At 60.9% G+C, this 13,707-nt stretch carries 12 protein-coding genes and 1 tRNA gene; 4 read left to right on the top strand and 9 right to left on the bottom strand.

Annotated features, from left to right (window positions below):
* The first annotated feature begins 55 nt into the window (after positions 1-55).
* The gene (locus tag AC07SI_RS08845) at positions 56-1,018 is read left to right on the top strand and encodes a LysR family transcriptional regulator (protein ID WP_177343950.1); all 963 of its coding nucleotides are present in this window, start codon (positions 56-58) and stop codon (positions 1,016-1,018) included.
* Here the strand turns inward: AC07SI_RS08845 and AC07SI_RS08840 are convergent.
* Both AC07SI_RS08840 and AC07SI_RS08835 read right to left on the bottom strand, forming a co-directional pair.
* On the bottom strand, positions 975-2,486 hold the full coding sequence (locus tag AC07SI_RS08840; protein WP_240435291.1) for an FGGY family carbohydrate kinase: 1,512 nt from the start codon (positions 2,484-2,486) through the stop codon (positions 975-977). The two genes, AC07SI_RS08845 and AC07SI_RS08840, sit on opposite strands and share 44 nt — an antisense overlap.
* A 109-nt stretch (positions 2,487-2,595) precedes the next feature.
* The gene (locus tag AC07SI_RS08835; RefSeq protein WP_495005563.1) at positions 2,596-4,545 is read right to left on the bottom strand and encodes a hybrid sensor histidine kinase/response regulator; all 1,950 of its coding nucleotides are present in this window, start codon (positions 4,543-4,545) and stop codon (positions 2,596-2,598) included.
* Positions 4,546-4,764: 219 nt separating this feature from the next.
* Between AC07SI_RS08835 and AC07SI_RS08830 the strand changes: the two genes are divergently transcribed.
* A complete protein-coding gene (locus AC07SI_RS08830; RefSeq protein WP_495005562.1) occupies positions 4,765-6,534 on the top strand; it encodes a sensor domain-containing phosphodiesterase in 1,770 nt (589 codons plus the stop codon).
* Between the two features lie 122 nt (positions 6,535-6,656).
* Here AC07SI_RS08830 and AC07SI_RS08825 read toward each other — a convergent pair.
* The 5 genes from AC07SI_RS08825 to AC07SI_RS08805 all read right to left on the bottom strand — a co-directional run bounded on the left by AC07SI_RS08825 (position 6,657) and on the right by AC07SI_RS08805 (position 10,372).
* A tRNA-Gly gene (locus AC07SI_RS08825) sits at positions 6,657-6,732 on the bottom strand.
* 63 nt (positions 6,733-6,795) lie between these two features.
* Entirely contained in the window at positions 6,796-7,356 is a 561-nt protein-coding gene (pgsA, locus tag AC07SI_RS08820) for a CDP-diacylglycerol--glycerol-3-phosphate 3-phosphatidyltransferase (RefSeq protein WP_016968866.1), read from the bottom strand.
* Positions 7,357-7,388: 32 nt separating this feature from the next.
* A complete protein-coding gene (gene uvrC / locus AC07SI_RS08815; protein ID WP_106804466.1) occupies positions 7,389-9,212 on the bottom strand; it encodes an excinuclease ABC subunit UvrC in 1,824 nt (607 codons plus the stop codon).
* 1 nt (position 9,213) lies between these two features.
* On the bottom strand, positions 9,214-9,855 hold the full coding sequence (gene gacA / locus AC07SI_RS08810) for a response regulator transcription factor GacA (RefSeq protein WP_003190387.1): 642 nt from the start codon (positions 9,853-9,855) through the stop codon (positions 9,214-9,216).
* 151 nt (positions 9,856-10,006) lie between these two features.
* The gene (locus AC07SI_RS08805; protein WP_065905592.1) at positions 10,007-10,372 is read right to left on the bottom strand and encodes a helix-turn-helix domain-containing protein; all 366 of its coding nucleotides are present in this window, start codon (positions 10,370-10,372) and stop codon (positions 10,007-10,009) included.
* Positions 10,373-10,455: 83 nt separating this feature from the next.
* Between AC07SI_RS08805 and AC07SI_RS08800 the strand changes: the two genes are divergently transcribed.
* On the top strand, positions 10,456-10,695 hold the full coding sequence (locus AC07SI_RS08800; protein ID WP_120448115.1) for a DNA-binding protein: 240 nt from the start codon (positions 10,456-10,458) through the stop codon (positions 10,693-10,695).
* A 51-nt stretch (positions 10,696-10,746) separates the two neighbouring features.
* Here AC07SI_RS08800 and AC07SI_RS08795 read toward each other — a convergent pair whose 3' ends face one another.
* Together AC07SI_RS08795 and AC07SI_RS08790 are read right to left on the bottom strand one after the other, a co-directional pair.
* Positions 10,747-11,196, bottom strand: a complete 450-nt coding sequence (locus AC07SI_RS08795) for a GNAT family N-acetyltransferase (protein ID WP_495005561.1) — start codon at positions 11,194-11,196, stop codon at positions 10,747-10,749.
* Positions 11,197-11,946, bottom strand: a complete 750-nt coding sequence (locus AC07SI_RS08790; protein ID WP_495005560.1) for a carbon-nitrogen hydrolase family protein — start codon at positions 11,944-11,946, stop codon at positions 11,197-11,199.
* 620 nt (positions 11,947-12,566) lie between these two features.
* Between AC07SI_RS08790 and AC07SI_RS08785 the strand changes: the two genes are divergently transcribed.
* Positions 12,567-13,649: a 3-deoxy-7-phosphoheptulonate synthase gene (locus tag AC07SI_RS08785; protein ID WP_495005559.1), complete on the top strand. Its 1,083-nt coding sequence runs from the start codon at positions 12,567-12,569 to the stop codon at positions 13,647-13,649.
* Positions 13,650-13,707 lie beyond the last annotated feature (58 nt).

The following is a 13,707-nucleotide window of genomic DNA, read 5'->3' as shown; positions in this document are numbered from 1 at the left end:
GAATCGTTTAATACTTTGCGAACAATTAGAAAACAGCCTCGTGAGATGAATCATCATGGTGGATCGACTACAGGACATGCGATTGTTTCGGCTGGTCGTGCAGACAGGCTCACTGTCCACCGCCGGGCGGCAGATGGGCCTGTCGCCCGCGGCCATGAGCGGACGGCTGAAGGCAATGGAAGAGTTTTATGGCCTGCGTCTGCTCAAGCGCAATACACGCAGCTTGAGCCCGACCGCTGAGGGTCAGTTGCTTTTTGAGAACGCGCTGAAGATTCTCGAAGACGTCGATGCCCTGGACAACATCATCAAGAACGGTCACAGCGACCTGCTGGGGACCATCGGCCTGACCTGCCCCACGGACCTGGGTCGCCAATGGGTCAGCCAATTGGTGGATGCCTTCCTGCGCGACAATCCGCATGTCAGCGTTCGCCTGTTTTTCACCGACCGGATCCTGGACTTTGTCGAGTCCGGTTCAGACATTGCGATCCGCTTCGGCGACCTCCCGGACAGCTCATTGATCGCGCGTTCGCTGGGTGTCGATCGGCCGATGATTTGCTGCGCGCCCGAGTACCTCCACCGCTACGGCGCCCCGCTGACGCCGGAGGACTTGCACCAGCACAATTGCCTGGTGCAACTGCGCGCGGACTTTGCACTGGATCGCTGGAAATTCATCAAGGACGGGGTCTCGACCACCATCCAGGTCAAGGGCAACCGCCTCGCCAACGACGGTTTTACCCTGCGCCAGTGGGCGATCCAGGGCCTGGGGATTATCTGGAAGTCAGTCTGGGAAGTCGCCGACGATATCCAGGCTAAACGCCTGATCCCGTTGCTGGAAGACTATCAATGCCCAACGGCCGGCTTTCACCTGCTCACCGAAGGCGGGAAGAAATTGCCGCAGCGGGTCAAGTCGTTCGTGGAGTTCGCCGTGCAGTACTTCAAGCATCTCGACATGCCGGCCCGGCACGTCCTGGCACTCAACCAAGCGGCACAGCCTGCAGGTCGTCCAGAACCGGCTTGAGCGCACCCGCCAGTCGTTCGTAGGCGCGGTGCATGCCCTCATAAAAGGCGCTGCGCGACGGGTCGGGCAGCGCAACGCTTTGCACCGGCGCACGCCAATCCGTGGCGGTCTGCTGCAAGTCGGCAAAGACCCCGGCACCATGACCCGCGAGCATCGCCGCGCCCAACACGCCGTATTCGGCGCTGGGCAGCTTGTGATAAGGCAAACCCAATACGTCGGCCTTGATCTGGCGGAACACCGGGCTGTTGGCACCACCTCCCAGGCTGATCACCCCACCCAACCCTGCGACGTTGTCGATGTCCCGCATGCAGCGCAGAAACTGCGCATATTCATAAGCGATCGACTCGAGCATCGCCCGGTATTGGTCGGTGCGGTCATGCGACCAGTCAAGGCCGACAAACGCCCCCGACAGCGACGCATCGAAGGGGGCATGCCGCCCGCCACAATGAGGCAGGTACAACAGCTTGTTGCGGGCACACAGTGCCGCCGCCCTGGCCTCCAGTTGCAGGCATTCGTCCGGTGTGAGGCCAAACCCCTTGAGCGTCAGGCCAGCGCCACCCACATACGCCATCGAGTAGTACATGCCGGGAACGCAATGCCGGAACGTCGACAGGGTCTTGTGTTGCGCGTCCACGGCAAAGGTGTCGAGCAAGGTCGCGAGCACGGCTCCCGTACCGGCTATATCGAAGAGTTGCCCACTGGCGAACGCGCCGGTCCCGAGCAGGGAGGCCGCGATGTCGGCGCACCCGGCGAAAATCGGCGTGCCGACCGGCAATCCGCAGTCACGCGCCGCGCGTGCGCACACCGCGCCAATCCGGTCCCAGGGCCTCACCAGTTGGGGCAACCGTTCGGCGTCAAGGTGAAACTCATCGATCAACGAGGTATTCCATTGCAGCGTGCGGCTGTCGGCAAAGCTGTTGAAACCCAGGTAAGTGTCATCCATGAAGGCCGCGTCGGCCTCCAGCGCGGCCATGCGTCCAGCCACATAGGCCGCGGGCATGATGAGCTTGCTGACCCGTCGATACACCTGGGGCTGCTCATCGCGCCAATACAGCCACTTCGCCGCATGAGTGGCACTCACCGGGCCGCCCGAGCGCTCGATGATCTGTTGCTCGTAGGGCTTGAGTCGCTGCACCTGGCTGGCACACCGCATGTCCAGCCATGAGTCATACGGCGTGGTCGCTTCCCAGTGACGGCCGATCGTCGAGATGCCAGCCATTTGTCCGCATATCGCAATACCACACACATCACGCGCATTGATGGAGGGCTGGGCCAGGACGTCGGCGATGGCGAGCATGACCGAGGCGTACATTTCGTCCGGGCACTGCTCGTAGACCCGAGGCGCGGGGTTGGACAAACGCGCCGGACGGCTGGCAGCGCCCCGTCTTCGACCGCTTTCGTCAATGACGCCGACACGCGTGCTGGAGGTGCCCATGTCCACCCCGATAAACAAGGCTTTACGCTTCAAGAGTCACTGCTCGCAGAATCAAACGCCGAGGGTTGAGCACACAGAATACTGCGATCACGGCCGCTGCGGCAGAGGCCCCTCAGGGTCCCCCGGGACGCGGCGGTGAGGCTCAACAAGGCGGCTCATTCCGGGCCCGCAGCATGTCAGCGATGACCCTGGCCAATGCGGACTGATCAAACGGCTTGGGCAAACGCGTCAACGCGCTTTTGAGGTCCACAGCCACCTCTGCGAAGCCGGACGAAAGGATGATCGGCAGCGCCGGAAACAGCTGCTCGAGGGTGTTGGCGAGCTCGACCCCGTTCATCTCCGGCATCGCCATGTCGGTGATGACCAGGTCGAAGCGCTCTCCCTGCGTCAGGCACGCCAACGCAGCCTGCCCTCCCGCCGCCGGCGTGACGCGATGCCCGAGGTCTTCAAGCATCGCGCCGGTGCTGATCAGCACCAGCGGGTCGTCATCCACCAGCAGGATATCGAGGGGCTGCACGTGGAATGTGTCAGGTGGGCTTTGGGTTGATACCGGTTCAGTGGCATCCGGCGAACTGTGCACCTCGGCAACCGGCAACCAGAGTTCGGCACGCGTGCCCTCGCCCACCACACTCTTGAGCACAAAGTGGCCCTTGGATTGCGCCGCCAGGCCATGCACCATCGACAGCCCCAGCCCTGTGCCTTTGCCCGCGCCTTTGGTGGTGAAGAATGGCTCCATCGCACGCTGCAGGGTCGCCTCACTCATCCCCGGCCCGGTGTCGATGACAGCGATGCAAATCAGCCGGTCGGAACCGGGCGGGCTGCCGGGAAACGAATCCTCCCTTGCCGAGATCAGAATCCGCCCCTCGCCGCCCATGGCATCCCGGGCGTTGATGACCAGGTTCATCACGGCCATTTCCAGTTGGCTCATGTCGACCAGCACAGGGCGCAGGACCAGCGGGAACTGAGTGTCGACGCGAATGCCGGCGCCGAGCATGCGGCACAGGAGATCGGACATGTTTCTGATCAGGCCGCCCACATCCACAGGCTGCGGATCAAGCTCCTGACGACGGGCAAAGGCGAGCATTCGCTGGGTAAGCGTCGCGCCGCGTTGAGCGCCCGCGATCGCGTTATTGAGCAATGACTGGACTTTTGAATCCTGTGGCACGCGCTTCCTGGCTAGCTCCAGGCTGCCGAGGATAACCATCAGCAGATTGTTGAAGTCATGCGCGATCCCGCCGGTCAGTTGACCCAGGGACTCCATTTTCTGCGCCTGGAACAACGCTTCCCTGGTCTCCTTGATCTCCTGTTGCGCCTGCACGCTTTCGGTCACGTCGCGGGTGATTTTCGCGTAGCCGATCAGGTCCCCCTGCTCGTTTCTGATCGGGTCGATCACCACATGGACCAGGAACCGCGTACCGTCCTTGCGCACGCGCCAGCCCTGCCCTTCGTATCGCCCCTCACTGACGACCGTGGCCAGGGCACGCTGAGGCACATGATTGGCGACATCATCCGCCTGGAAAAACATTGAATAATGCCTGCCGATCACTTCGGCAGGCTCGTACCCTTTGATGCGCTGGGCGCCAGCGTTCCAGGTGGTGATGATGCCGTTGGGGTCCAGCATATAGAGGGCGTAGTCGGTGACGCCTTGCACGAGCAGACTGAACTGCTGCTCGCTCTGGCGCAGTGCCTGCTCTGCCGCCCGGCGTTCAGTCAGGTCGCGCGTGACTTTTGCGAAGCCGATCAGCGAGCCATCCTCTGCGCGTATCGGGTCGATGATCACCAGGGCCCACAGGCGCGTGCCGTCTTTCCTGACTCGCCACCCTTCGCCTTCAAAGCGGCCTGACTCATCCGCGCTCTTCAGCGCCCGGCCGGGCAGGTCGGATGCCAGGTCCTCCGGCGTGTAGAACAACGAGAAGTGCTTACCCAGCACTTCGCTCTGGTCGTACTGCTTGATCCGCTTGGCGCCCGAGTTCCAGCTACGAATCAGCCCATTCGTATCAAGCATGTAGATGGCGTAGTCCACCACGGCTTCCACGAGCAACCGATAACGATCTTCCGGGTGGTTGGGCTGATTGGCAGGCGCGGATGGCATCAGGGTAGCCTCGAAGAAAAATGAGGGTTTCGACCTGATCAGTATGTCGAATAATCGGCTGCGCGAACCAGCTTAATCTGGGTCCTGCAGAAAAACCTCGAGGGCTGCGCCCACCGCATTGGCGCAACGGGCTGAGCACGCCGATGGTCAACTCGAGTCGAAACCCACCGTCCGAATTTGATATCGTCCCTGAAGATGATGGTTAAACGGAGCTTTATCATGGACGACGGCGCCCCCCTTCCCCAGACAGAATCAACGCGATTGGAACGTGTGGCGCAGCTGTGCGCCCGGGACACTCAAGAAGATCCCGTTTTCAATAAAATCGTGGCGATGACCAGTGAGTACTTCAACGCGCCGATCGCGCTGATCTCCATCGTCGATAAGCACGAACAATGGTTCAAGGCGCGCATCGGTATCGAGGAGTGTTCCACACCGAGAAGTGCCTCGTTCTGTGCTTACTCGCTGCTGGACAATCAGCCCCTGGAAATCCTGGATGCGCGCAGCGACCCGCGCTTCAAAGCCAATATCCTGGTGACGGGCGCACCGTTTATCCGCTATTACGCCAGCGCCCCGCTGCTGACCGACGATGGCTTATCGCTGGGCAGCCTGTGCTTTATCGATACCGTTGCGCGTGCGCCGATGAGTGCGCAAGACGCGGCGATGCTCAACCACCTGGCCGAACTCGTGATGATGCGGATCATGGGCGTACGCTCCAGGAACTACATTGACCAGCCGACCGGCCTGTTCAACCGCTTGCGGTTCGAAGAGGATATCCGTGAGACGCTCACCCGCGAGGGCGCGATCAGGATTTACGCAGTGGATGTCACCTCCCCCAAGTTTCTCAACGATGTAGTCAAGGCCTTGGGCTACAGCTTTGCGCAGGACCTGATCCTTGCGATAAAACAGCGCTTGCACGCCCTCCTGCCGCCCGAGTGCCTGCTGTATAAAATCAGCCCGACGCGTTTTGGCTTCCTGATCGCGGGCAGGGTCGATCGAGAGGTCATCAGCCCGCGGATTATCGAGAGCTTCAAAACGGCCGTCGATTGCCACGGTATTCCTATCCTGATGCACGTCGGCATTGGCATCCTGCCGATTAACGGCAACGACGAGCAGGACTGGCTGCGCTTGGTCATCAGCGCTGCAGATGCCGCGAGAGACCGTGGCCTGGGCTATTTACTCTATGACCCCACGTTCGATGCCACGCAACAACGGGCCTTCACCCTCTTGAGTTCGCTGTCGCAGGCCATCCGCGCCGAGGATCAGCTCAGGCTGGTATTTCAACCGAAAATCAACTTGCCCAGCGGCAGATGCGAGGCGGTAGAAGCCCTTATCCGCTGGGATCACCCACTGCTGGGGACCATCAGCCCCGCAGAATTCATACCGCTGGCTGAAAAGACCGCATTGATGCCGTCCTTGACCTCATGGGTCCTGAACGCGGTGATCAATCAAGCCACTCTCTGGCGCAAACGGGGACTGGTGCTGAAAATCGCGATGAACGTCACGGTGGGCGACCTGGAAAGCCCCGCCTTCGTTGACACACTCATCGGGCGTCTTGAGGCTGAGCAACTCCCCGCAGACCGGCTGGAGTTGGAATTCACCGAAAGCACCCTCATGACCAACCCGACGGAAGTGGTTCAGCAACTCACACGCCTGCGCGATATGGGAGTCGAGGTTGCCATCGACGACTTCGGTACCGGCTACAGCAACTGGATCTACCTGAGTACCTTGCCGACCAGCACGGTCAAGCTGGATCAGTCCCTGATCAGCAACCTGACAACCAATGAAAAAGATAAACGCCTGGTGAAAAACCTGATTGAACTGGCCAGCGGCCTGGGCTATCGCGTGGTGGCCGAGGGCGTCGAAAACCAGGACATTTTCGACCTCGTGAAAGCGTGGGGCTGCCACGAGGCGCAGGGGTATTTGATAGGCAAGCCAATGGCTGCAAAGGATTTGGAGGCGTGGGTGAACAGTCACGCGTTTACCGCGTGAACACCGGTGTCAGGGCTGGAACCCCAGGGAACCGGAAGGAAATGAAAAGAGAGACCGAGGTCTCTCTTCATAAATCGCAGGCAAAAAAAAGCCACTCTATTGAGTGGCTTTTTCTTTGTGTTTGGAGCGGGAAACGAGACTCGAACTCGCGACCCCGACCTTGGCAAGGTCGTGCTCTACCAACTGAGCTATTCCCGCGTCTTGGTGGTGTGCATTCTATAGAATCCAGAACCCCCGTCAACCCCTTGATTCAAAAAAGTTTTATTTCTTTTCAACGGTGGTGCGCAGGTGAGGCCAGGCGGCGCGCAAATACTGGAGCATCGACCACAGCGTCAGGCCGGCGGCGATGAGCAGCAAGGCGTAGCCGAGCAGGACCCAGAACGAGAAGTCCGACGGGTTGGCCAGCAGGATCACCAGCGCGAGCATCTGCGCGGCGGTTTTCCATTTGCCCATGTTGGACACGGCCACGTGGGCGCGGGCGCCGATTTCGGCCATCCATTCGCGCAGGGCCGAGACGACGATCTCACGGCCGATGATCACGGCAGCCGGCAGGGTCAGCCACAGGTTGCCGTGTTCTTGTACCAACAGCACCAGAGCGACAGCCACCATCAGTTTGTCGGCCACCGGGTCGAGGAACGCGCCAAACGGCGTGCTCTGTTCCAGGCGGCGCGCCAGGTAGCCGTCAAGCCAGTCGGTGGCAGCCGCAAAGGCGAATACCGAACTTGAGGCCGCGTAGCTCCATTCGTAGGGCAAATAGAACAACAGAATAAAAATCGGAATGAGCAGGACGCGTAGAACGGTGATCAGATTAGGGATATTCATCGGCACAACTGGCTACAAGGTGGAAAGGCATTCTATTCGCTGTGCAGGTTTGCATAAATCAACTCAGCGAGCTTTTTACTGATACCGGGTGCTTTGGCTATTTCGTCAATGCTGGCACGGGATAGCTCCTGCAAGCCACCAAAATGTTTGAGCAAGTCGCGGCGTCGTGTCGGGCCTACCCCTGCAACCCCTTCCAGGGTTGAGGTTCGCCGGGTTTTGCCACGGCGGGCGCGGTGCCCGGTAATGGCGAAACGGTGCGCTTCGTCGCGAATCTGCTGGATCAGGTGCAGCGCAGGTGAGTCCCCCTTCAAAGTGAACTCATGGGCGGCATCATTCAAGTACAACGTCTCGAAACCGGCCTTGCGCGTGGCGCCCTTGGCCACGCCGAGCAGAATCAGGTCAGGCACCGCCAGCTCGTTGAGCACGTCACGGGCCATGGACAGCTGGCCCTTGCCGCCGTCCACCAGCAGGATATCGGGCAGCTTGCCCTCGCCGTCCTTGAGCTTGCTGAAACGCCGCGTAAGGGCCTGGTGCATGGCGGCATAGTCATCGCCCGCGGTCACGCCTTCGATGTTGTAGCGCCGGTAGTCGGACTTGATCGGCCCTTCCGGCCCGAATACCACGCAGGAGGCTACCGTCGCCTCGCCGCTGGAGTGGCTGATGTCGTAGCACTCCAGGCGTTGGGGCGGCTCGTCCAGGTTAAGGACTTCGGCCAATGCGTCGAAACGCGCGGCGACGTGCTGTCGATTGGCCAGGCGTGCGCCCAGCGCCTGTTCGGCATTGGTCACGGCCAATTGCTGCCAGCGTGCGCGGGTGCCGCGTACACGATGGCTGATGTCCAGCTCGCGGCCGCGCAGCTCGTGGATCGCCTCGATCAAGGTAGGGAAGTCTTCATGCACCACGTTGACGATCAGCTCGGACGGCAAATCGCGCTCGGGACTGCTGACGTAGTACTGGCCCAGGAAGGCGGCCATGACTTCGGCGACCTCCTCGTCGATACCGGTCTGCGGGAAAAAGTTCTTGCTGCCCAGCACCCGCCCGCCCCGCACGCTGATCAGGTGCACACAGGCGCCGCCCGGGTTGACGAAGGCTGCGATCACATCGACATCGCCGGTGCCGCCTTCCATGCTTTGCTGATCCTGGACGCGGCGCAGCAGGGAAATCTGGTCACGCAGCTCAGCAGCACGCTCGAAATCCAGGGTACTGGCGGCCTGCTCCATGGCGCCGGAGAGTTCATCGGTCAGTGCATTGCTGCGCCCTTCGAGGAACATCACCGAATGGCGCACATCCTCGGCGTACTCCGCAGGCTCGACCAGTCCCACACACGGGGCCTTGCAGCGCTTGATCTGGTACTGCAGGCAAGGCCGGGTGCGGTTCTTGTAGAAGCTGTCTTCGCACTGGCGCACAAAGAAGGTCTTTTGCAGCAGGCTCAAACTCTCGCGGATCGCGCCCGCGCTGGGGTACGGACCGAAATACTTGCCCTTCTGCTTCTTCGCGCCCCGGTGAATGCTCAGGCGCGGAAAGTTGCCGTCGGATAAAAACACGTACGGGTAGGATTTATCGTCGCGCAGCAGGATGTTGTAGGGCGGCCGCCATTCCTTGATCAGCGTCTGCTCAAGCAGCAGCGCCTCGGTCTCGTTGGCGGTGATGGTGGTTTCGACCTGGGCGATACGCGCCACCAGCGCGGCGGTCTTGGGCGCCAGGCCGGTCTTGCGAAAGTAGCTCGCCAGGCGGTTTTTCAGGTTCTTGGCTTTGCCGACATACAGCAGCCGTGCCTCGCTGTCGAACATGCGGTACACGCCAGGGCGGCCACTGCAGGTTGAGAGAAAGGCACTTGGATCAAACGGTGTGCTCATGTCAGGCGCTGGCGTCCACCATGCCGTGGCGCACCGCGAGCAGGGTCAATTCAACATCACTGCTGATGGCGAGCTTCTCGAAAATGCGATAGCGGTAGGTGTTGACGGTCTTGGGTGACAGGCACAGCTTGTCGGAGATGGTCTGCACCTTCTGGCACCCGACAATCATCAAGGCAATCTGGATTTCCCGCTCCGACAGTGCGTCGAAGGGCGAGTCGCTGGTGGGCTGGAAGGATTTGATGGCCAATTGCTGGGCAATCTGCGGGCTGATGTACCGCTGGCCGGCAAATACCAGGCGAATGGCCTGGACCATCTCGGCCAGGCCCGCGCCCTTGGTCAGGTAGCCCGCCGCCCCTGCCTGCAACAGGCGGGTGGGAAACGGGTCTTCCTCGCACACGGTGACCACCACGACCTTGATGTCGGGGTGGCTGCGCAACAACTTGGTCGTGGCGCCAAGACCGCCGATCCCGGGCATCTTGACGTCCATCAACACCACATCGGGTTTCAACTCCCGGGCCTTGATCAGGGACTCCTCACCCGATTCGGCCTGGCCGACTACTTGCAGGCCATCGATGTCAGCCAGCATTCGTGTAATGCCTGTACGAACGAGATCATGGTCATCGACTACTAGCACCCTAATCAAGCAGACACCTCGCGATATGGTCTTATAGGTTGCTGAACACCTTAGCAAAAAACCAAGGCGCAGACCTAGTTGCAAGTGTCATATATATAGAGTTTCAACGCGCTGCGCCTGCCCGTCGAAGCACGAACCGCGCTGTTTATCGGCTTAAAGGTCAGGAATCCTGGGGTTGCGGCTTGGGTTTTCCGTTGCGTATGGATGAATGCTCGGCCAGCGTGGTGGTCAAGCGGCGGATTGCATCCTGGTCTTCCTTGAACATCGCTCGATAATTGCCCAGCACTTTTTCTTCGATCTGGCTCAGGTTATCCAGTTGGATCGGCGTGGGGCTGCCCGTCAACACGTACAGGATATCCACACCTCTTTGCGCCACGCGGGAAAGGTAGTCAGCCTTGGGCGCCCGACCGCCGTTTTCATATTTGCCTTGCGCGTTGGCTTCAACGCCTCCTATTTCACCAAACACTTTTTGCGACAGCCCTAGCCGCTCTCTTTCTTGCCTTAAACGCGAACCGATTCCACTCATTTGGATGTATGATCCTAAATTGGCACACCCCAAGAGGTGACACACTCATCTCTTCGTTAAACAAACTTGAACGGTTTTGAACTATGCCCGCAATCCGCACTGCTGCACAAGCCAAGGCTTGGCTTGAACACCAAGGAAAGTCAGTTCAAGCGTTCGCCCGGGAACACGGCGTGGACCCGGCAACCACTTATCAAGTGCTCGCTGGGCGCAAAAAGGGGCGGCGTGGAGAGGCCCATAAGGTAGCGGTCCTTCTGGGCATGAAAGAGGGCGTCATCCTGGCCGAGAATGAGCCCCTGAGACAGGAGCTGGACGTACTGTCCTGACCCAGTATGCGCTTATTGAAACGTTGTGCCTGTTTTGCCCGAATGAGTGTGCTATTCGCCCGCCAGCGTTGACCGACAGTCGAGTTCCATACGCCAGAAGCAGTCCTCTTCCCCCACGATGCTCAGGCCTCGGCGCTGATACAACCTTCTCGCCGGATTGGTCTTGAACACCGTCAAGCGTAGTAGCCCCAGGCCGTGCGTGCGCGCTTTCAGCGCCATCTGCTCCAGCACCCAACTGCCCGCGCCCTGCTTGCGACAACACTCGAGCATGTGCAACTCGCGGATATACAGGGCCTTGCTGTCCCGACTGAGGCTGACAAACCCCATCACCGCGTCATCGCGGCAGATCAGCCAGTTCTCACGCCCGGCCCAGGCGACGTCGAAGCCATCGTTGGACCACAGCAAGCCGTACTGCAGGTAGTAGCGGCTCATGGTTTCGTGGGTCAGGGTGCGGGCAAAGGGCAAGTCGTTGGCCGTCGCGGCCCGTAGATGAAAGCTCATTTACACTGCTACCACTTGGCCAGCCCAACGCCCACCTTCGCCCTGGGCGATCACCAATGCGTCGCCCACCCCTGGGGCGGCGGCAATCAAGCGGCCATCCGGCGCCCAGATCGCGCTGCGACCCGCGCAGGCCCAGCCACCCGATGGGCCACCATGGTTGGCCATCAGTACCAGCAAACCATGCTCGGCGGCATAGCCTTGGAGCAAAGCGCTGTCCGCCGAATAGCCGCCTTCGCTGATCAACACACCCGCCGCATACACGGTGGCACCCGCTTCAGCCGCGCGACGAGGATGGCTGGCGTGGGAAAAGTCCGCACACACCGCCAACGCAATACGCTCATCTCCCTGCTCGAGGGCCGCGCCCCCCTGCCCGGCGACAAACGCCAACGCTTCGCCGGGGTGCAAATGCTGCTTGGTGTAGACGCCGAGGGAACCGTCCGCTCCCAGCACCAGCGCACCGATCAATACGCCCTCTTGCGACGCCAGCCGGACCGGCATGCCGACTACCGCGGTCAAGCGCAGCTCGCGTGCCATCTCGCGCAGTGGCGCCAACACGACAGCCTCGGGCTCTATGGCCAACTCAGCCGCCAGAAGCGGCTCGTACCCGGTCAGCGACAGCTCCGGAAAGACCAGCACTTGCACGCCGTTGTCCGCCGCCGCGCGCATGAACGCCAGGTGCCGGTGGATGTTGGCCGGCACGTCGCCCGCGATGGAAACAGTTTGAACAGCAGCAAGGGTCAAGGCGGTCATGGTCGCGTCCAAGCAATCATTAACAAGGTGTGTCCAGCATATCGGCAGTCCCTCATAGCCGTAAGTACCCCGCGGCAATAGAAATTACTGATTGAATCCACCGGTGTGCCTCTAGTAAGCTCGCTCCATCATTTGGAGACATACCATGTTGCAACTCACCCACCCTCAGGTTTGCCCTGCTGCCAGCGCCCAGCGCTCGGTGTCGGCTACCCGTGTGAACGGTTCGAGCGCACTGGTCAGCTTTTATTTTGGGTATTGGTTTAGCCACTGGCGCGCCTGATACCTGAAATCGGCGCCCACTACTCAAGGGGTCGCCTACCAGAGAAATCTAACCCCCGGTCGGCTCCCCGACCGGGGGTTTTGTTTTTTCAGGCCCTGAAAATTTCGTTGCACACCGGACACTAAAAAGGAATCAAGACATGAACTACGCCACCTATTACCGCTACGACACCTCCACCGCCTGGCGATTTAGCAAGCTCCGCTCGGGACAGCCTGCCGCCTCCGATCGGTCACCTATCGGTGGCAAGCCAACACACGTAGCCGATACGGCCAATTGTCGAACACCCCAGTAGGGCCAAGCGCGCGGGAACAGCCCGCCGCTTGCCCAGGAAGCCTTGAATATGAACTCTGCCACCGCCGCTCTGCCCGTTTCGAACCTGACCAGCGCCAACGAAGCGCTGACCCAGCGCCTGCCCAGCTCGCTTGAGCTCAAGCACCAGTTGCCCCTCAGCCCGTTCCTCAATGAACAGATCCACGCCCATCGCCAAGCCGTGCGCGCCATCCTCGATGGCCAGGACTCGCGCTTGCTGGTGATTGTCGGCCCGTGCTCGATCCACGACCCGGAATCGGCCATGGAGTACGCACGCAATCTGAAGAAGCTGGCCCTTGAAGTCAGCGACCAGATGCTGCTGGTGATCCGCGCCTACGTCGAAAAACCGCGCACCACCATCGGCTGGAAAGGCCTGGCCTACGACCCGCACCTGGATGGCAGCGATGACATGGCCGCCGGCCTCACGCTGTCGCGCGAGCTGATGCGCGAAATGCTGCGCCTGGGCCTGCCGGTCGCCACCGAGCTGCTGCAACCGATGGCCGCCGGCTACTTCGATGACCTGCTCAGCTGGGTTGCGATTGGTGCGCGTACCACCGAATCGCAGATTCACCGCGAAATGGCCAGCGGCCTGGGCATGCCCGTGGGCTTCAAGAACGGCACCGACGGCGGCGTTGCGATTGCCTGCGACGCGATGCGCTCGGCCGCCCACCCGCACCGCCACTTCGGCGTCGACAGCCAGGGCCATCCGGCGATCATCCAGACCCCAGGCAACCCCGACACCCACCTGGTGCTGCGCGGCGGCCACCGCGGGCCGAACTACGATGCGCAGAGCGTGGCGCAGGTCAAGCTCGACCTGGCCAAGTCCAAGGTGGCGGCGCGGATCATGGTCGATTGCAGCCATGCCAACAGCGGCAAGGACCCGTTGCGCCAACCGGCGGTGTTCAACGACGTGCTGGAGCAGCGCTTGCAGGGCGACACGTCGCTGGTCGGCATGATGATCGAAAGCCACCTGTTCGAAGGCTGCCAACCGCTGAGTGCATCGATGAAATACGGCGTGTCGGTGACCGATGGCTGCCTGGGCTGGGATGGTACCGAGCAACTGCTGCGCAGCGCGGCGCAGCGTCTGCGCGAACAACGCAATAGCACTGACTGATGAAGCTCAAAATGTAGGAGCGGGCTTGCCTGCGATAGCGGTGTGTCAGGCTACAGAT

The sequence above is a fragment of the Pseudomonas sp. GW821-FHT05D12 genome (assembly GCF_059419825.1).
The sequence above is the reverse complement of the archived record's forward strand: the minus strand, read 5'-3'. Positions and strand labels throughout refer to the sequence as shown.